Here is a 17,663-nt window from a genome sequence, read left to right on the forward strand (position 1 = left end):
TGCAAGAGAGTGGAGTAGGTAGTATTGCCAGCCAGCAATAGACCTCACCACCGAGGAGCACACGTTATGACAGACGCAGGACAGCAGCATTCCACTACCGGCCAGAACGACGCCGGAGACCCGAAGACCCTGACCACACGCCAGGGACACCCGGTCTACGACAACCAGAACACCCGGACTGTGGGAGCTCGTGGCCCGGCCACGCTGGAGAACTACCAGCTCCTCGAGAAGATCAGCCACTTCGACCGTGAGCGGATCCCCGAGCGCGTGGTCCACGCCCGCGGCTTCGTGGCGTACGGCGAGTTCGAAGCGACCGGCAAGTGGGGCGACGAGCCCATTGCCAAGTACACCCGCGCCAAGCTTTTCTCCGAGCCGGGCAAGAAGACCGACCTGGCCATCCGCCTTTCCTCGGTTATCGGTGGCCGGGACTCTTCGGAGACCGCCCGTGACCCGCGCGGCTTTGCCGTGAAGTTCTACACCGAAGACGGCAACTGGGACCTGGTCGGCAACAACCTCGGCGTCTTCTTCATCCGCGATGCCATCAAGTTCCCCGACGTGATTCACTCCCTGAAGCCGGACCCCGTCACCTTCCGCCAGGAACCGGCCCGCATCTTCGACTTCATGTCGCAGACTCCCGAAGCCATGCACATGCTGGTGAACCTCTTCAGCCCGCGCGGCATCCCGGCGGATTACCGCCACATGCAGGGCTTCGGCGTTAACACCTACCGCTGGGTCAACGCTGCCGGCGAGTCGAAGCTGGTCAAGTACCACTTCCAGCCGCGGGAAGGCGTGAAGTCCCTCACCGAGGAAGACGCCGCCAACATCCAGGCCAATGATCTGGGCCATGCGTCGAAGGACCTCTACGAGGCCATTGAACGCGGCGACTACCCGAAGTGGGACCTGTACGTCCAGATGATGGATGACCACGACCATCCGGAACTGGACTTCGATCCGCTGGATGACACCAAGACGTGGCCGGAGCAGGATTTCGAACCCAAGCTCATTGGCACCATGACCCTGAACCGCAACGTCACGGACCACCACAACGAAAACGAGCAGATTGCTTTCGGTACCGGTGTCCTGGTGGACGGGCTGGAATTCTCCGACGACAAGATGCTCGTTGGCCGTACGTTCAGCTACTCCGATACGCAGCGTTACCGCGTAGGCCCGAACTACCTGCAGCTTCCGGTGAACTCCGCGAAGAACGCACGGGTCGCCACCAACCAGCGCGGCGGCCAGATGTCCTACGGCACCGACCTCGCGCCGGGGCAGAACCCGCACGTGAACTACGAGCCGAACATCACCGGCGGCCTGCAGGAAGCACCCAAGCCGGAACAGGCTGAAGTCGGCCCCGAGCTTGAGGGTCGCCTGACCCGCGCCCGCCTGCCCCGCACGAACGACTACATGCAGGCCGGCCAGCGCTACCAGCTGATGGAGCAGTGGGAGAAGGACGACTTGGTCGCCAACTTCATTGCCAACGTCGGCCAGGCTGTCCGCCCGGTGCAGGAGCGCATGCTCTGGCACTTCTACATGACCGACGACGAGCTGGGCGCACGCGTCGGAGAGGGCCTGGGCATCAGCTTGGACGAGATCAAGGATCTCGGCCCGCTGGCCACCCAGACGCTCAATGAGGAAGAAACCGAGCGCATGAAGAACCTGGGCCATAACGGTCCCCGGAACGTCGAAGGCCTGACCATGACTCACTGCGTGCCCAATGAGCACGTGGTAGTTACCCGGTAACTAGCTTTCACACAACGACGGCGCGGGCGCACTTTTGGTGCGTTCCGCGCCGTCGTCGTTTAATCCCCTACTTTTCCCAAGGTGCCCGGACCGGGAAGTACTTTTCCAAAAACTCCGTCACCCGTTCGGCCCGTTCCGCCGCGGGGACTTCCGGGAAGCTTCCGTCATTGAGGCAGAACATGTCCTTGTGGCGTTTGGCGAGCAGCCGGTCCATCATCTTCAGACCGGCATAGCTGGTGGTGTCCACGTACCGAACCTTCGCTGTCTCCTGCGTGACCGCCCGGCCGGTGAGCAGCGCGTAGTAGTGGTAGAGCGAGTTGGTCACGGAGATGTTGTCCTTGGCCCGGAAGGTGCTCGCGGCCGTGGCAGCGAACTCCTCGGGGAATTCCTCCTCCATTTCCAGCAGGACGCTGCGGCGCAGGGGAGCTGCCGTGTGTTCCAGGTGGCGGGTGGTGACCCGGCCGAAGCGCTCCCAGAGCAGCCGCCGGTTCACCCTTGCAGCATTTTCGAAGCCGCTGCGCTCGGAATCGTTGGCGCCCAGGCCAATCCGGGTGCTGGCCTCGATGAACTTGGTGATCCCGCCGGGGGAGAAGAACATGTCCGGGGCAACCGGACGGCCAAAGAACATGTCGTCATTGGAGTACAGGAAGTGCTCCGCCAGTCCCGGGATGTGCTGCAGCTGGGCCTCGACCGCCTGGGAGTTGTGCGTGGGCAGCACGGACGGGTCCTTGAAATGCTCCGACGCCGGCACGAAGGTGACGGACGGATGCTCAGCCAGCCAGTCCGGCCGCGGCGAGTCCGAGGCAATGAAGATGCGGCGGATCCAGGGCGCGAACATGTGCACCGAACGAAGGGCGTATTTCAATTCGTTGATCTGCCGGAACCGGGCCTCGTGGTCATCGCCTTCGCCCACCACGACGCCGCTCATCCGGGCGGCACGGGCGGCCTGGAACTCGGGGGAACTGCCGTCCACCCAGGAGAACACCAGATCGATGTCGAACCGGATGTCCGTGGCGTGGTCCGCGAACATGTTCTCGATGGTCGGCCAAGCCAATCCGTGCTTTTCCACGGTGCCGCGGACCACCTCGCTGGCCGGGAGGGTGCGGCGGGTCAGGGAGTTCTCCACGGGCAGGGTGATGTTCTCGCCCTCCAGGTCCCATAGTTCAATCTGCACGCCGGCCGAGCTTGAAATCAGCAGGTTGGTGCCGGTAAACGCCCGCGGACGGTACACCCGGATGATCCGGGCCTTGTCGATGGAGGAGAGGTCGCCGTCTGCGATCAGCAGGGTCCGGCTTTTTTTGGTATCGACGGTCCGGGCGTAGAACGGTTCGTCGCGGCAGGCCTCGACCATCGCCTTCCGGAGCTGCTGGCGCATCCGGAGGTCGACCGCGATCACCGGCCGCTGGTCATTTCCACGCACCAGAAGGTAGGTCACACCGGCGTCGTCGAGTACACGGCGTACGAAGAGCAGGTCCTCGACCATGGCCTCGTGCGGTGTGAGTCCTGTATCCATGAGGGCCAGGCGGCCCTTGACCAGGGCGACATTGGGTCGTTGTTCCACTCGCTGGAGCACCGCGGGGGAAGCGGCGAGCAGGGTCTCCGGTTCTAGATCCGGTTCCGGGGCTCCGAAGTAGATATCGTGTTCAGCAGCTGTATCGGTAATAGGAACCTCCTAGGGTGGGTAGGCGCCCACAGTGCAGGCGCTGATGAGTGCTGCGTTGCACGGGAACTGCTGCCGGGCGTCCGGCGGGTCCTTCAAGATGCGCCGGGGATGCTCCGAACGCTATGTGCTCAACTGCGGGCCGCCAGTAGCATTGTCTTCGGACACGGACATTCCGGGAGTAGATGTGGGATACCGTAACACCGCCCGTGGCAGCACCGCCCATAAAGCCATGGCCCGTAACATAACCGCCCGTAACAGTGGCCTGCTCGCGGCAGCATTGCTCCTCACCAGTATCTCATCCTGTGCTGCTCCGCCGCAGGAGGGCCCGACGTCGTCCGCCCCGGAATGGGCCACCTATACGACGGCGGATAGCAGTCTCCGCTTCGAGCACCCGTCCGGCTGGGACATCCGGGAGCTTCCGGCTCGCGCCAATGATCCGGCAGGCGGGGTGTCCCTGGAAGTGGTCGACGACGGCGGCCGCGTGCTTGCCCGGCTGGACACCGGCATCATCACGGACCTGAGCTGCTCCGAACCCGCCGAACCGGCGTCCTACGTGGAGTATGAGAGCGTGCCGATGCCGGCGCTGGAGTCCAAACAGGGGTCTGACCAGCGTTTTGTTTACCGTTCCCTAGCGCCGTCCGGGGGCCTGGCAGCGCAGGCGACCTACGCCGTGGTGAGCGGGCAGCAGCAGAGTCCGGAGTGCGGGCTGTTCGATTTCTTCACGCTGACCGAGTCCAGCGGGGGACGGTTCGCAGGGGAGTATGCGGCCGGTTCCGGGGCATCGCAGGAGGAATACTTTGAAGGTGTTTCCCGGTACCGGGAAACACAGGAATACCGGGACCTTCGGGAGATGCTGACCTCACTGCGCAACGCGGATTAGCTGCGGTGTTCACTCGCTCCCGGTTTACTTGCACGTGGCGGTTTACATGCCCGGGCCGGTTTACTTGCCCGGGTCGGCGGAAGCTGCGCGCCGCCGTCGCGACTTGCGTGGCGGCCGGAGCGTGAAACGGGACCAATGCTCGCGCGGCACGAGCTTGTGGAATTCCCTTTTGGCGGCAAGGTGCTCCCGGGTCTCCGGGCAGAAGGGCAACACCGCCACACGTCGGCGCAGGGATTCGGTGAGGACTTCCTCGATGAGCAGGGCCTGGACTTTGCTGGGCCGGTAATCCGGATCAACCGTCGTCCGCAGGGCCCAGAGCTCTCCCCGGTGCATTTCATACCGGAGGTAGGCCGCCAGGGTGCCGTCTATGAAAAGTTCGTACCGGCCGTGCAGGTGGTTGTTGTAAACACTCGTATTGTCCGGTGTCACCCTTTGCGGTTTGAGCGCACGTTCTCGGCCCCGGCTCGCATCACCGCGTCCTTCCAATGCGGACAGAACGGTGAGGTAGCGTTCCCTGGTTTCACTGTTCGGGCTGCGGGCGAGGTCATCGGCTGCAGAGACAACCCGTTCCTGCAGATCCGTAGTGGTGAGGGCACCGAGGTTTGGCGTCGGTACGGCCGCAGGGGCGGTAGGGGTCAGGGGGTTCACAGCAGGCTCCGCGGAGGTAGGACCGGGTGGACAGCTGCTGGACCACGTCCAGACGATACTCCCAAATGCGGAACTTATAAGCAAACTGATTACTTGGAGCCACTCTGGTGCCCTGTGGATAAGTCGTTAGGCTCTGCAGCGGCCTGATTACTATGGCCGAACCGACTTTGTCTCTCGGCCCACCCAGCGTTGGGGGTTTTCGAATGAGTAGAACTGAAGTGCTCCGTCCTGCTGTGCGGGTGAAGCTCGCGACCGCCGCGGTTGCGGTCCCGTTGCTGTTCCTGACGGCGTGTTCCGGAGCGGCGGGCGATTCAGGGGATTCCGGAGCGGGGGAGTCGCCTTCGAGTCCGGCTGCCACAGCTTCCGAAACGCCGACGCCGACCCCCACTCCCAGCGCCAAGTACAAGCCGGCGTCGGCTGAGGGACCGGCGGAGAACGTTCCGCCGCCGGTGATGCCGGAGGAGGCGAAGGTTGAGTCGAAGGAAGGGCTCGAGGCCTTTGCCCGGTACTGGTATGAAGCCGCCAACTACGGGTACGAGACCGGCGACGTTGGGCTGGTTCAGGACATCAGCAGTCCGGACTGCACGACGTGCCTCAACTACTACGAGGTGGTTGACAACGGTTACCGGGACAACGACTGGATAGCCAACGCGAAGATTACTGTCCAAGGTGCGCATTCCGACTACGTGCTGACTCCGGAAGGACGTTATCAAGCACTGGCACAATTTCAACAGGAAGCGATGGAGTATCACGGTCCCGAAGGTCTACAGGGCAGCGAGGACGCCGACCTGACACCTTCCGTGCAGCTCTTCGAAGCGACGTGGGTGGGGGACAACTGGGTGGCCGTGAACATCGTGACCATAAAAGGGTGAGGCCAAGATGACTCTATGGATCTTCCGAATGTTGTCTATCACCGCCATTACTGGCCTCCTGCTGGTGCTGTCCTCAGTTCACGTAAACGGCATCGAGGGAGGTAGCGGAAAGATTAAAGGTAATGGGACTGTTCAGGGTTCCGTATTCCGGCAGGATCCCGTCTCAGGTATGTGGACGCAGATGCCCGTGGGTATCCCTGACGACCCTTCCGGCTATCGTTTTGAGCCGGTCTGTTTTGATGATCTTGCCGGCGATGTCTCCTGCCTTGCCGCGAACCAGGCCGCGTGCACCGCTGGGGAAGACGGCCGGCTTGTGTATTGGTTCTCCGGATTGAAAGGAACGGACCCGAGTACTTGGACAAAGGTCAGCGAAACGCCGTCCTGCATTTATTCGGAAGAGCCGGTGGATGTCGGCGAGCAGATCCAGGCGCAGATCCTCACGGCCTTCCAGGAGCGGCCGATAGCGGCCGGGAAGCTGGTCCTGCAGCCCAGTCCGCACACCTTGATAGGGATGGAAACCAACGTTTACGTCGAGGCCGCGGAGCAGGTCTTCGAAATGGTGCTGCTCGAACAGACGGTCCGGATTGTCGCTACCCCCACCGAATTCGAACTGAACTACGGGGACGGCACGGTTTACGGACCCACCAGTGTTCCGGGAGCCCCGCTGGCCCAGGACCGGTGGGGCGAGCAGACCCAGACCAGCCACAAATACACGGCCAGCGGCGACTACCAAGTGGGTGCCACTGTGCATTTCTCCGGAACCTATTCCGTGAACGGCGGGCCGATGAGTCCCATCGATGGCCGGGCAGCGGTGTCCTCCGAACCCCAGACCCTGAGCGTCTGGCGGGCGGAAACCCGCAGCGTCGCCGACAACTGCCTGGTGAACCCTAGCGGCGTCGGATGTTAGCCTGGCGCACAGGCTGGTATCAGCCTGCGAACTACGGTTTCAAGCCGGCGAAGTGGGGCTCGTGGAGCGACAAGCAGCCCGGAGTGTGACAGCGATCAGCCGGTACCGGCCCGTCAGAGCGGTGCGGCACATAGTCGGGCTCTTCTTGCCTGTCCATGCCGAGCAGTCTGCCCCGGCGGGCCGCGAATCGCGTGAGCTCCGGGCGCCGGGCCCGGAAATCCTTCGATTTGTCGGAATCCCTACGGTTTGTGACAATCCCTGCGCCGCGCAGCGCGGGGATCCGGACAAGGTGCGGGGATTCGGACAAAGCGCAGGGGGATCCGGACAAGGTGCGGGCATTCGGACAAAGCGCAGGGGGATCCGGACAAGGTGCGGGGATTCGGACAAACCGCAGGGTGATCCGGACAACGTGCGGGGATTCGGACAAACCGCAGGGGGATTCGGACAAACCGCAGGGGGGTCCGGACAAGGTGGGGGGATTGGGACATACCGCAGGGGATCCGGACAAGGTGCGGGGATTCGGACAAACCGCAGGGGGATCCGGACGAGGTGCGGGGATTCGGACAAACCGCAGGGATGATCCGGACAAGGATGGCGAAGTGGAAGTCGTCACCACCGCGACCATGAAGGTACGTGCATGGTGAACCCAACAGACGACAGCTGCTAGACCGATTCCGGGCGCGGCACCGCAAACAGTGTCCGTGGATCCTGCAACACCGCAGGGTAGGAGAACGCTGCCCGGGATACTTCCCCGTTCAGCTTTACCTGCCGCACCGCCGTATCGTTCGTGAGCTCCACTGGCCCGGCTCGGCCAAGAAGCAGGCGGGTCCGGTCAGCTGGAGAAAGGACAGCCACCTGGTCGCCGTCGTCCATGTCCTCCAGCAACCGCAGCAACTGCCGGCCTTTCTTACCGGTGATGGGGGTGCCCTTGGCGGAAAGCATCGGCAGCACGATGGCGGCAGCATCGCCGTCGGGGACTGCACGCACCACCCACAGTCCTTCATCCGGGCCAGGGTCAACAGGATCCGGAACGTCGGCAGGGGAGGGCCAGACATAGGGCAGCCCGGCATCGGTATCCGGAAACAGCGGTCCGTACACGTCCGGAGACTTCTCGATCAGGTTGGAGCGGTGACTGCGGTGCAGCTCTTCGTTCCCGATCCAGGCGGGAAGGTCGACGTCGGCCTCCGAGGCTTCCGCAGCCTCCGGAGCGAACTCCAGGATCTGTTCCCGGACGGTGTCGGCGTGTCCGCGGGCAATCCACTCATCCGTCATCGCCAGCCCGTAGGCGGTGAGCGCCGGAACGAAGCCCTTCCACATCAGCAGGGCGGGGTGGCGCTGCCAGCCGTAATCGGGAACCACCAGCCCGCGCAATAACTGGAGGGTTTCCACCCGCTGCTTGCCCAGCCGCGCCTGGTCCAGGACGGCGGCGCTGCGGGCGAAGCTCGGATACGGAAGGAAGGTCTGCACGGGCCTAGTCTGTCACTGCCCGCCGGCGCCGAGCTGCCGGACCATGATCAGGTCCCGGAAAGTATGGACTCCCACTTGGAAGGACCGGCGTCCGACGGTGGTGAACCCGGATTTGCGGTAAAAGGACTGGGCCCGCACATTCCGGTTGTTCACTCCCAGCCACATAGACCGGGCACCCGCGGACTCAGCCACCCTAGCGGCAGCTTCCACCAGCTGCCCGGCAAGACCGCTTCCGTGCGCAGTCGGATGCAGGTAGAACTTGCTCAGCTCGCCTGAGGGCTGCATCGCCCGCCCCGACTCCAGCGCCTCCACCACATCCGGATCCGACGGCGGCGCCAGCACCAGCAGACAGTAACCGCTTAGCCGGCCCTCCGTCCGGGCGACCAGCACACGGCAGGTCTCATCGCCGAGATAGCCGGCGAAACGCTCCGCGGAAAGATTCGCCGCGACAAACGCCGCGCTGTCCGCCGGGGTTACCTCAGGCGGACAGGCCAGCGGAAAGGTGACGGCAGCCAGATCGGCAAGCCCGGGAACATCTTCAAGCGTTGCGGATGAAATGGAAGCTTGCACCCTTCCAGCATAGGCACGGGGAGCGCCGGACCGGCCCGCCCACGTAACCTGGCAGGGTTCCCCGAATCAGTACCTCGCGTACAGCTCGCCCACCTGCAGGGCGGCGTCCACGGTGTTGTCCGGACCCGGAAGCGGGCAAGCCCATGCCTCGTCATAGGCGCAGGACGGGTTGTAGAGGAAATTGAAATCCAGGATCAGACTGCCGGGAAGATCGCCCGTCCCGAGGTTCGCACCCTTTATGGTGTCCAGCAGGTACCGCCCGCCTCCGTAGCTGCCGCCGTCGACGCCGGACGTCGCATCGCGCACCGGGATGAAGATCCCGCCGCCATAGGAGTCCAGATGCCAGACGGCCAGGCTGCCTACGCCGTCGGCGGAGACTGTGCCGAGCCGGGTGAACGGCACCACGCCGTCCGTCCCCGTAGCGACCTCCATCTTCTCGCCGGCGCCGGCGTCGTCAATTACTGCCTCGAACCGGAACGCCGGATCGTAGCGGGCCGTACGCAGCCCGCGGAAGCGGCGCCGCGTGTCTTCGGGAAGGGGCGACGCCGGGTGGGTGCCGAAGAGCCGGTCCCGTCCGGTGGCCCACAAAGCATGGGAGTGCGACGCCGCAATGCCCTCCGCGGCGCGCCGCACCTGCTCGTAGAGGGCGAACGTATTACGACGCCAATCGGCGGTGGCAAGGGCTGTGACGGGAGATACCATTCGTCCAGCGTAGTGTGTTCGAGTGACTACCGGACTCCTCATAGTGGTGCTCGTCGCCATCTTTATCGGCGCGATCGCCCAGCGGATCGCCGGCCTGGGCTTTGCGCTCCTGATTTCACCCTTCCTGGTGATCATCCTCGGCTCCCACGGGGGAGTGCTAATGGTGAACATCTGCGGACTGGTCTCTTCGCTGCTGATCATGTTCCGCGTCTGGCGTGACGTGGACTGGTCGATGTACCGGTGGCTGGCCGTCCCCGCGGTCATTGCCAGCGTGCCGGCGTCAGCAGCCGCGGTGTACCTGCCCGCAGCGCCCCTGGCCGTGACGGTGGGCGCCGTCGTCCTCGTGGCGCTGAGCATCTCACTGCTCCTGCAGCGCACCTCCGTGGTGCTGACCGGCAATGTCCCGAAAGCCGTGGCCGGTTTCGCTTCCGGGATCACGAACGCGATGGCCGGCGTCGGCGGTCCCGCGGTAAGCGTGTATGCGTTGCTGGCCCGTTGGCCGCAACGCCCGTTCGCCGCCACGCTGCAGCCGTTCTTCGTCACGACCGCCATGGTCACCCTGACGTCCAAGCTGCTGCTGGATCCGGGACAGATGCCGCCGTTCCAGTCCTGGGCGTGGGCGTTGATCGGGCTCATGATTGTGGGCGGGATCTTCGTCGGGGAGAAACTGCAGCGCTACATCCGCGATGACCAGGCGCGGCTGGCCGTGATCATTATTGCGTTCATCGGCGCAGCAACGGCACTGGTCAAGGGCCTGGTCGACCTCTAGGGCCCGGCCGGAGTTACCCGACTCACGCCGGCGCCTCAACGGGCTGCGCGGGGCCGGATGGCACGATAGAAACGATGAAAATTTTATTGCGGCCGAAGAAGCCGGGTGTGCCGCCCATGCCACTCTGGTTGCAGGGAACCCTCGAGTTGGGTCAGGCTGCGGTGCTTTCAGCCCTGCTGGTCCTCCTGCCGCTCATCGGCGTGTGGTTTGCCAATGGCTTTACGGATCGAGACTTCACCTCCCTGGCTCGCTTGGGTGGCCAGGCGTGGTTGCTGATCCACGGCGTGCCGATGTCGTTGAGCTTTCCAGCCGGCGAACTGGGAGAGGCACCCGCCTCCGGCCTGCTCTCCTTCTTTCCGCTGGGACTGACGCTGATTCCATTCTTCCTGTCCTGGCGGGCCGGCCGGCGGCTTGCCCGGGCCTCCTACACGGACCAGCTCTGGCAGGCGCTGCTGGGCGCAATGGGTACCTATGCGCTGATCGGTGCCGCAGCGGCGTACTTCTGCAGTACCGAAGGCGTGCGGATTTCCGTGACGGCAGGTGCACTGGTGCCGCTGATCGCTGCAGGAGCGGGGCTCATTGTGGGTGCCCGGATAGAGGCCGGTTCCTGGGTGCGGCTGATCGGCATGGACCTGACCGATTGGATTGCCCGCACCAGCCAGCATTCCCGCTGGGCGGGTTCATACATGTGGGCGGCGCTGCGCGCCGGCGCGGTGGGCACGCTCGCCGCACTGGGTCTCTCATCCGTGCTGCTCGTGGTGGCCCTGGCAATGAACTGGGCCGAGATCGCGTCCGTCTACGAGCGGCTCGACGCCGGTGCGCTGGGCGGTGCCGTGCTCACTGTGGTGGAGCTGGGGCTGATGCCGAACTTCGTGGTCTGGACTCTGGGCTGGGCGTCGGGTGCAGGCTTCTCGCTGGGAACCGGAAGCATGATCAGTCCGCTGGAAACCACCGTCGGTCCGCTGCCCGCGCTGCCGGTGCTGGCAGCTTTGCCTGTGGGAAATATGGAATACGGCTACGCGGCACTGCTGATCCCGGTGATGGCCGGGATCCTGGCGGGCTGGTGGTTCCTCCGGGAAGGCGAAAACCACTTCGACGAGTGGCTTTCCATCAAGATCCGCGCCCGCTGGTTCACCGCACCCGTCTCCACGCTTGTACTCGGGGTGATCGTCGGTCTGGTGTCCGGGCTGCTGGCCGCCGGCGCTGCGTGGCTGGCGCTCGGCTCCCTTGGCATCGGACGCTTCGTGAGTCTGGGATCGGACCCGCTGTGTCTGGGGCTGTGGGTGGCCGCGGAAGTAGGGATCGGCGTCGTACTTGGTTACGCAGTAGGCCCGTGGCTGGAGCGTGAGCCCAAGCCGGACGCTTAGCGGATCTGCTGGAACGGCAGGTATTCGGCCTCGCAGGCTTCCACTCCGTCGAGGGTGAGGGCGGAGCGCATGCAGGATTCGTAGGTCATGGTCTCATCCCAGAGCAAAGTCATTCCGGCCAGCCCCAAGGTTGTGAGGGCCGTGATGACCAGGCTCAGCGACACCAGTATCGGCATCAGCGGCCCCATCCGGCGCCTGGCCAGCTTGATCACGGCGATGATCCCCACCACCAGTGCGGCGATCCCCAGCGCAAGCGGGATCAGCTTCCACGGCAGAACCAGGTTGCTGCTCAGCAGTGTGGCGAACATCAGTAGCCAGAACAGAACTACATACTGGAACGCGTTGCGTTTTTGCTCGTCCGAGGGCGCGGGGTGGCGGCTGTCGGGCGCGGGCAGGGTCTTGGTCTGGTGCTGAGTGCCGTCGGTCATGGGTTTAAGCGTAGGGGACGCCGCGTCCTATGGTGGACGCATGCGCATCGTAGTCCTCGTGTCCGGCACCGGATCCAACCTCCAGGCGGTGCTCGACGCCGTCCGCGACGGCAGGCTTGACGTGGAGATTGCCGCCGTCGGCTCGGACCGGCCCGGAACCTTCGGGGTCCAGCGCGCCGCCGACGCCGGCTACCCGACCTTCGTGGTCCCCTTCCGGGAGTACCCGGTGCGGGCGGACTGGAACCGGGCACTCACGGAGAAGGTTGCCTCGTATGAGCCGGACCTGGTCCTGTCCTCCGGATTCATGCGGATAGTGGACGAGCATTTCATCGACACCTTCGAGGGACGCTACCTGAACACGCACCCGGCGTTGCTGCCGTCCTTCCCCGGGGCGCACGGCGTCCGTGACGCGCTTGCGTACGGTGTGAAGATCACCGGCTGCACGGTTCATCTGGCCGACGCCGGCGTGGACACCGGGCCGATCCTCGCCCAGGCCGCCGTCGAAGTGCTCGACGGCGACACTGAGGAAACGCTGCACGAACGCATCAAGGTGCAGGAACGGCGGCTGCTGATCGAAACGCTGGACCGGATCAGCCGCGAGGGCCTGCCCGCGCTCTAACCAGCGGCTAGTCCAGTGCGGCGCCCTTCGTCTCGGGCGCGAACCGGGCCATCCACAGTACGGCCAGCAGGACCAGGACCCCGGCCAGTGCGAAGGACATCGGCAGTCCCAGATAGGGCCAGAGCACCGACACGAAGATCAGCGGACCGAACCCGGCACCGATCCGGGAAACGGTGGACGCCCAGCCGAAACCGCTGCCGCGCAGGTTGGTGGGGTAAAGCTCCGAGACGTAGGCATAGAGCACGGGAATGGCCACCTGCACCACAAATCCGTACACCAGCAGCAGGATCGTGGCTGCAGCGGGGACATCCACCACCAGGGCGACCACCACCAGGATGGCAGCCGACAGCGGACCGGTGATCGCCAGGATCCATTTCCGGCCGACCTTTTCCACGAGCAGCGCCGCCACGATGACTCCCAGCAGGCCGACGGCGGCCATCCCCGAGGTGGTCAGGAACGCGCGGTGTTCGGCGAACCCGGCGTCCACGAGGATTTTCGGCATCCACTGCAGGGCCAGGTAATAGACCAGCAGGATAGTCAGGAACAGGGACCAGGCGGCAATAGTGGTCTTGGCGCTGAACCGCCAGAGGTCCGTGAGCTGGGTGCTCATGGTGCGCAGGGACAGCTTCTCAGGGGCCTGCGGTTCGGGCAGGTGCCATTCGGTCTGCGTCCCGCCGGTTCGGCGGACCAGGTCATCGATGACGGCGGAGGCTTCCGAGGTGCGGCCCTTGCGGACCAGATAAAGCGGAGACTCGGGGACCGAGCGCCGCACCCAGAAGACCAGGAGCGCAGGGATGACCATGATCAGCATGGTGTAGCGCCAATCCGCGAAGGTGGCGATGATGGCCGCGGAGGTGACACCGCATAACGCTGCGCCGACGGGCCACCAGCCGTCCATGCCGGTCAGCACCCTCCCTCGCTGTTTCTTGGGAGTGAACTCACCCACCAGTGCATAGTCCACCGGAACGCAGCCGCCCAACCCGAAGCCGGCCATGAAACGGAAGATGCAGAACCAGACGATGTCAGGGGAGAAGGCGCCCAGCACCGTAAAGATTGAGAACACCAGCAGGGTGGCGGAAAAGGCCCGCTTCCGGCCGATCGCATCGGCAATGGAACCCCAGACGAAGGCGCCGATCGCCATGCCGAGCAGGTTGGCTGTTCCAATCCAGGCCGCCTGGGCCGGGGCCAGTTCCCATTCCTTGGAGAGCAGGGGAATCAGGACGCCGTTCAGCGTTACGTCCCAGGCATCGAACATAAAGCCCAGGCCGCCGATGAGGAAGATTTTGCCCTGGACCTTCCACCGCCAGGGCAGGTTCTGGACCACCTGGTCTCCGGTGGGCAGGGCGTTAGTGACGGACATGTGGTTCGGGGCCTTTCGGAGGGGAGATGCTCGGGTTCGGGGAGAACAATACAGGGCTTGGTGCCCGCCCCTGTGGATAGCCCGGAAACTGCTTTCGGTGTCCGGGAGGATGGGGCCATGGCTGAGCATGACCTGCAGTACCGGCGGCTGCGAATTGCTCTTGAATACGAAGGGGAACACCACTTGCTGGATCCTGATCAGTGGCATCGGGATATCGAGCGGGATGATCGGCTCCGCCAGTTGGGGTGGGCGGTGCTGCGATTCAGCAAGAAGCATCTGCGCCCGGAGAACGAAGCAGGCACGGCGGGGAAAGTCCGCGCCGTCCTGCTGGCCCGTGGGTGGCGGCCCGGACAGCCTCTGTAACCGGTCTCGTGCCGGTGGCAGAACACCGAAAAGGCAGTAGTTACCGTTTTAGGAAGGGAAATCGGTAACTATTGCTCTTTCGATCCCGGGAACGCGCGGAAACGGCCCCCGCGACAGGTTGTTACCTCCGTCCCGGGACCGACGGGAAGCGAAGGCATAAACTTCTCGTGGGCCGCACGGCCTGCGCACCGATCATCGACCACTTGGAGTGTCAGCAGTGAGCAATCCCGTCCTTGACCGTGTTCCTATCCGCCGGGCCCTGATCTCGGTCTACAACAAGACGGGCCTGACAGAGCTTGCGCAGGGCCTCGCGGCAGCCGGCGTCAGCATTGTCTCCACCGGTTCCACCGCAAAGCAGATTGCCGCAGCGGGCGTCTCCGTAACCGAGGTCGCGGAAGTCACCGGCTTCAAGGAATGCCTGGACGGACGCGTCAAGACGCTGCACCCGCGGGTACATGCCGGTATCCTCGCCGACCGCCGCCGCGAGGACCACGTAGCCCAGCTGGAGGAAATGGAGATTGAACCCTTCGACCTGGTGGTGGTGAACCTCTACCCGTTCGTGGAGACCGTCCGCTCCGGCGCCGGCCAGGACGAAGTGGTGGAACAGATCGACATTGGCGGCCCTTCCATGGTCCGCGCCGCGGCGAAGAACCACCCCTCGGTGGCCGTGGTGGTGGATCCCAACAAGTACTCCGACGTCGTCACTGCGGCAGCCGAAGGCGGATTCGCCCTGGCAGAGCGGCGCCGGCTGGCCGCCGAAGCGTTCGCGCATACCGCTGCCTATGACACGGCCGTTGCCACATGGACGGCAGAGCAGTTCGGCGACGGCACCGAAGACGGCACCAAATGGCCGGCCTACACCGGTCTGTCCCTGGAACGGGCCGAGGTGCTGCGCTACGGCGAAAACCCGCACCAGGACGCCGCGCTTTACGTGGACAAGGGCGCCCGGCCCGGGGTCGCCCAGGCCGACCAGCTGCACGGGAAGGCCATGTCCTACAACAACTACGTGGACGCAGACGCCGCCCTGCGCGCAGCCTTCGATTTCACGGAACCGGCAGTCGCCGTCGTCAAGCATGCCAACCCGTGCGGTATCGCCGTGGCTTCCCCCGGTGCCGCGGACCCCATCGCGGACGCGCACGCCAAGGCCCATGCCTGCGACCCGGTTTCGGCCTTCGGCGGAGTGATTGCCGCCAACAGGACGGTCACAGCCGGCATGGCCCGGACCGTGAAGGAGATTTTCACGGAGGTGGTGATCGCCCCTGACTTCGAGCCGGAAGCCGTGGAGATCCTCTCGGCGAAAAAGAACATCCGCCTGCTGGCGCTGCCGGACGGCTACGGGCGCAATGACACCGAATTCCGGCAGGTGTCCGGAGGCGTCCTGGTGCAGAAGACGGACCGGCTGCAGGCCGAGGGCGATGACCCCGCGAACTGGACCCTGGCGGCGGGGGAGGCCGCGGATGAAGCAACGCTGGCCGATCTGGCCTTCGCCTGGTCCGCCGTGCGTGCAGCCAAGTCCAACGCCATCCTGCTGGCGAAGGACGGAGCCTCGGTGGGCGTGGGCATGGGGCAGGTCAACCGGGTCGATTCCTGCCGGCTCGCCGTCGAACGTGCCAATACGCTCGGCGGTCCCGGCGAGGAACGGGCCAGCGGGTCGGTAGCCGCGTCCGATGCGTTCTTCCCCTTTGCGGACGGCCTGCAGATCCTGGCCGACGCCGGCGTCCGTGCGGTGGTACAGCCGGGGGGATCGGTCCGCGACAACGAAGTCATTGAAGCCGCAGCGGCGGCCGGCATCACCATGTACTTCACTGGTGCGCGCCACTTCTTCCACTGAAGTCTGCCTGGAACGGCAAGGCGGTGCAGGTAATGCGCCGCCTTGCTGTTTAGGGCACGGATAGTGGGCTGTGGCATAGTTGAACTCAAATAAAAGCCAAAAAGACGGGTTCCGTCATGCCATAAGACATGCTCCGGTGCCCACCAACACACAAGGAGATCGTGTGGCTGAGAAAATTAAGGTTGTGGGCTCTGTAGTAGAGCTCGACGGCGACGAGATGACGCGCATCATCTGGCAGTTCATTAAGGATCGCCTGATCAACCCGTACCTGGACGTCGACCTGAAGTACTACGACCTCTCCATCCAGAACCGCGACGCGACCGATGACCAGGTCACCATCGACGCCGCCAACGCCATCAAGGAACACGGCGTGGGCGTCAAGTGCGCCACGATCACCCCCGACGAAGCACGCGTCGAGGAATTCGGCCTGAAGAAGATGTGGGTCTCCCCGAACGGGACCATCCGCAACATCCTGGGCGGCGTGGTCTTCCGCGAACCGATCATCATCTCCAACATCCCGCGCCTGGTCCCGGGCTGGAACAAGCCGATCATCATCGGCCGCCACGCCCACGGCGACCAGTACAAGGCCACGAACTTCAAGGTTCCCGGTGCCGGTACCCTGACGCTGACCTACACGCCCGCCGACGGCAGCGAAGAAATCAAGCAGCAGGTTGTTACGTACAACGAAGATGGCGGCGTCGCCATGGGTATGTACAACTTCAACGATTCCATCAAGGACTTCGCGCGCGCTTCCTTCGCCTACGGCCTGCAGCGTAACTACCCGGTGTACCTCTCCACCAAGAACACGATCCTGAAGGCCTACGACGGCCAGTTCAAGGACCTGTTCCAGGAAGTCTTCGACGCCGAGTTCAAGGACCAGTTCGAAGCAGCCGGCCTCACTTACGAGCACCGCCTGATCGATGACATGGTTGCCTCCGCGATGAAGTGGGAAGGCGGCTACGTCTGGGCCTGCAAGAACTACGACGGCGACGTCCAGTCCGACACCGTGGCACAGGGCTTCGGTTCGCTGGGCCTGATGACCTCCGTGCTGATGACCCCGGACGGCCAGACCGTCGAGGCCGAAGCTGCACACGGTACGGTTACCCGCCACTACCGCCAGCACCAGCAGGGCAAGCCCACCTCCACGAACCCGATCGCCTCGATCTTCGCGTGGACCCGTGGCCTGATGCACCGCGGCAAGCTGGACAACACCCCCGAGGTCATCAACTTCGCCGAGACCCTTGAAGACGTTGTCATCAAGACGGTCGAATCCGGCAAGATGACCAAGGACCTGGCACTGCTGGTCGGCCCCGACCAGGCCTACCTGACCACGGAAGAGTTCCTCGCCGCACTGGACGAGAACCTCAAGGCCCGCCTGGGCGCCGAGGTTGCAGCCTAAGCATCACTGCACCAACGACGACGGCGCGCTGCCCCCTTCCCGGGGCGGCGCGCCGTCGTCGTTTCCTTCCTTGTTAAG

Annotated in this window: 17 protein-coding genes; 10 read left to right on the forward strand and 7 right to left on the reverse strand. The window is 64.4% G+C overall.

Annotated elements, in window-relative coordinates; genetic code table 11:
- Positions 1 to 66: 66 nt before the first annotated feature.
- The gene (locus N2K98_RS04040) at positions 67 to 1,740 is read left to right on the forward strand and encodes a catalase (RefSeq protein ID WP_146362568.1); all 1,674 of its coding nucleotides are present in this window, start codon (positions 67 to 69) and stop codon (positions 1,738 to 1,740) included.
- A gap of 67 nt (positions 1,741 to 1,807) precedes the next feature.
- On the opposite strand, the gene N2K98_RS04045 is transcribed toward N2K98_RS04040, so the two are convergent.
- Positions 1,808 to 3,376 (reverse strand): stealth family protein, encoded by a 1,569-nt coding sequence (locus N2K98_RS04045; RefSeq protein WP_407080021.1) that lies wholly within the window; start codon positions 3,374 to 3,376, stop codon positions 1,808 to 1,810.
- Positions 3,377 to 3,632: 256 nt separating this feature from the next.
- Between N2K98_RS04045 and N2K98_RS04050 the strand changes: the two genes are divergently transcribed.
- Positions 3,633 to 4,283: a hypothetical protein gene (locus N2K98_RS04050; protein ID WP_255866120.1), complete on the forward strand. Its 651-nt coding sequence runs from the start codon at positions 3,633 to 3,635 to the stop codon at positions 4,281 to 4,283.
- 60 nt (positions 4,284 to 4,343) lie between these two features.
- Here N2K98_RS04050 and N2K98_RS04055 read toward each other — a convergent pair whose 3' ends face one another.
- Entirely contained in the window at positions 4,344 to 4,931 is a 588-nt protein-coding gene (locus N2K98_RS04055; protein WP_255866122.1) for a GNAT family N-acetyltransferase, read from the reverse strand.
- Positions 4,932 to 5,134: 203 nt separating this feature from the next.
- Here N2K98_RS04055 and N2K98_RS04060 point away from each other — a divergent pair, with 203 nt between their 5' ends.
- Together N2K98_RS04060 and N2K98_RS04065 are read left to right on the forward strand one after the other, a co-directional pair.
- A complete protein-coding gene (locus N2K98_RS04060) occupies positions 5,135 to 5,803 on the forward strand; it encodes a DUF6318 family protein (RefSeq protein ID WP_255866123.1) in 669 nt (222 codons plus the stop codon).
- 187 nt (positions 5,804 to 5,990) lie between these two features.
- Positions 5,991 to 6,710, forward strand: coding sequence for a hypothetical protein (locus tag N2K98_RS04065; protein WP_260554009.1), 720 nt, complete (start codon positions 5,991 to 5,993; stop codon positions 6,708 to 6,710).
- Positions 6,711 to 7,373: 663 nt separating this feature from the next.
- On the opposite strand, the gene N2K98_RS04070 is transcribed toward N2K98_RS04065, so the two are convergent.
- The 3 genes from N2K98_RS04070 to N2K98_RS04080 form a co-directional block, all read right to left on the reverse strand.
- Positions 7,374 to 8,177, reverse strand: coding sequence for an MSMEG_6728 family protein (locus N2K98_RS04070; RefSeq protein ID WP_255866125.1), 804 nt, complete (start codon positions 8,175 to 8,177; stop codon positions 7,374 to 7,376).
- A gap of 12 nt (positions 8,178 to 8,189) precedes the next feature.
- Positions 8,190 to 8,747, reverse strand: coding sequence for a GNAT family N-acetyltransferase (locus N2K98_RS04075; protein ID WP_255866126.1), 558 nt, complete (start codon positions 8,745 to 8,747; stop codon positions 8,190 to 8,192).
- A 66-nt stretch (positions 8,748 to 8,813) separates the two neighbouring features.
- On the reverse strand, positions 8,814 to 9,449 hold the full coding sequence (locus tag N2K98_RS04080) for a DUF1684 domain-containing protein (RefSeq protein WP_255866127.1): 636 nt from the start codon (positions 9,447 to 9,449) through the stop codon (positions 8,814 to 8,816).
- A gap of 22 nt (positions 9,450 to 9,471) precedes the next feature.
- Here N2K98_RS04080 and N2K98_RS04085 point away from each other — a divergent pair, with 22 nt between their 5' ends.
- On the forward strand, positions 9,472 to 10,218 hold the full coding sequence (locus tag N2K98_RS04085; protein ID WP_255798466.1) for a sulfite exporter TauE/SafE family protein: 747 nt from the start codon (positions 9,472 to 9,474) through the stop codon (positions 10,216 to 10,218).
- A gap of 116 nt (positions 10,219 to 10,334) precedes the next feature.
- On the forward strand, positions 10,335 to 11,585 hold the full coding sequence (locus N2K98_RS04090) for a cell division protein PerM (RefSeq protein ID WP_255798652.1): 1,251 nt from the start codon (positions 10,335 to 10,337) through the stop codon (positions 11,583 to 11,585).
- On the opposite strand, the gene N2K98_RS04095 is transcribed toward N2K98_RS04090, so the two are convergent.
- A complete protein-coding gene (locus N2K98_RS04095) occupies positions 11,582 to 12,013 on the reverse strand; it encodes a hypothetical protein (protein ID WP_255798467.1) in 432 nt (143 codons plus the stop codon). The genes N2K98_RS04090 and N2K98_RS04095 overlap by 4 nt on opposite strands.
- Before the next feature lie 40 nt (positions 12,014 to 12,053).
- Between N2K98_RS04095 and purN the strand changes: the two genes are divergently transcribed.
- A complete protein-coding gene (gene purN, locus N2K98_RS04100) occupies positions 12,054 to 12,632 on the forward strand; it encodes a phosphoribosylglycinamide formyltransferase (protein WP_255866128.1) in 579 nt (192 codons plus the stop codon).
- A 7-nt stretch (positions 12,633 to 12,639) separates the two neighbouring features.
- Here the strand turns inward: purN and N2K98_RS04105 are convergent, their stop codons facing one another.
- Complete coding sequence (locus tag N2K98_RS04105; protein WP_255866129.1) at positions 12,640 to 13,992, reverse strand: MFS transporter; 1,353 nt, start codon at positions 13,990 to 13,992, stop codon at positions 12,640 to 12,642.
- 117 nt (positions 13,993 to 14,109) lie between these two features.
- Here N2K98_RS04105 and N2K98_RS04110 point away from each other — a divergent pair, with 117 nt between their 5' ends.
- The 3 genes from N2K98_RS04110 (at position 14,110) to N2K98_RS04120 (ending at position 17,585) form a co-directional block, all read left to right on the forward strand.
- Positions 14,110 to 14,355: a DUF559 domain-containing protein gene (locus N2K98_RS04110; protein ID WP_255866130.1), complete on the forward strand. Its 246-nt coding sequence runs from the start codon at positions 14,110 to 14,112 to the stop codon at positions 14,353 to 14,355.
- Positions 14,356 to 14,572: 217 nt separating this feature from the next.
- Positions 14,573 to 16,186 (forward strand): bifunctional phosphoribosylaminoimidazolecarboxamide formyltransferase/IMP cyclohydrolase, encoded by a 1,614-nt coding sequence (gene purH / locus N2K98_RS04115; protein WP_255866131.1) that lies wholly within the window; start codon positions 14,573 to 14,575, stop codon positions 16,184 to 16,186.
- Positions 16,187 to 16,349: 163 nt separating this feature from the next.
- On the forward strand, positions 16,350 to 17,585 hold the full coding sequence (locus N2K98_RS04120) for an NADP-dependent isocitrate dehydrogenase (protein ID WP_227924196.1): 1,236 nt from the start codon (positions 16,350 to 16,352) through the stop codon (positions 17,583 to 17,585).
- The last annotated feature ends 78 nt before the right edge of the window (positions 17,586 to 17,663 follow it).

Origin of the sequence: Arthrobacter jinronghuae, assembly GCF_025244825.1 — a bacterium.
Lineage (GTDB): Bacteria > Actinomycetota > Actinomycetes > Actinomycetales > Micrococcaceae > Arthrobacter_B > Arthrobacter_B jinronghuae.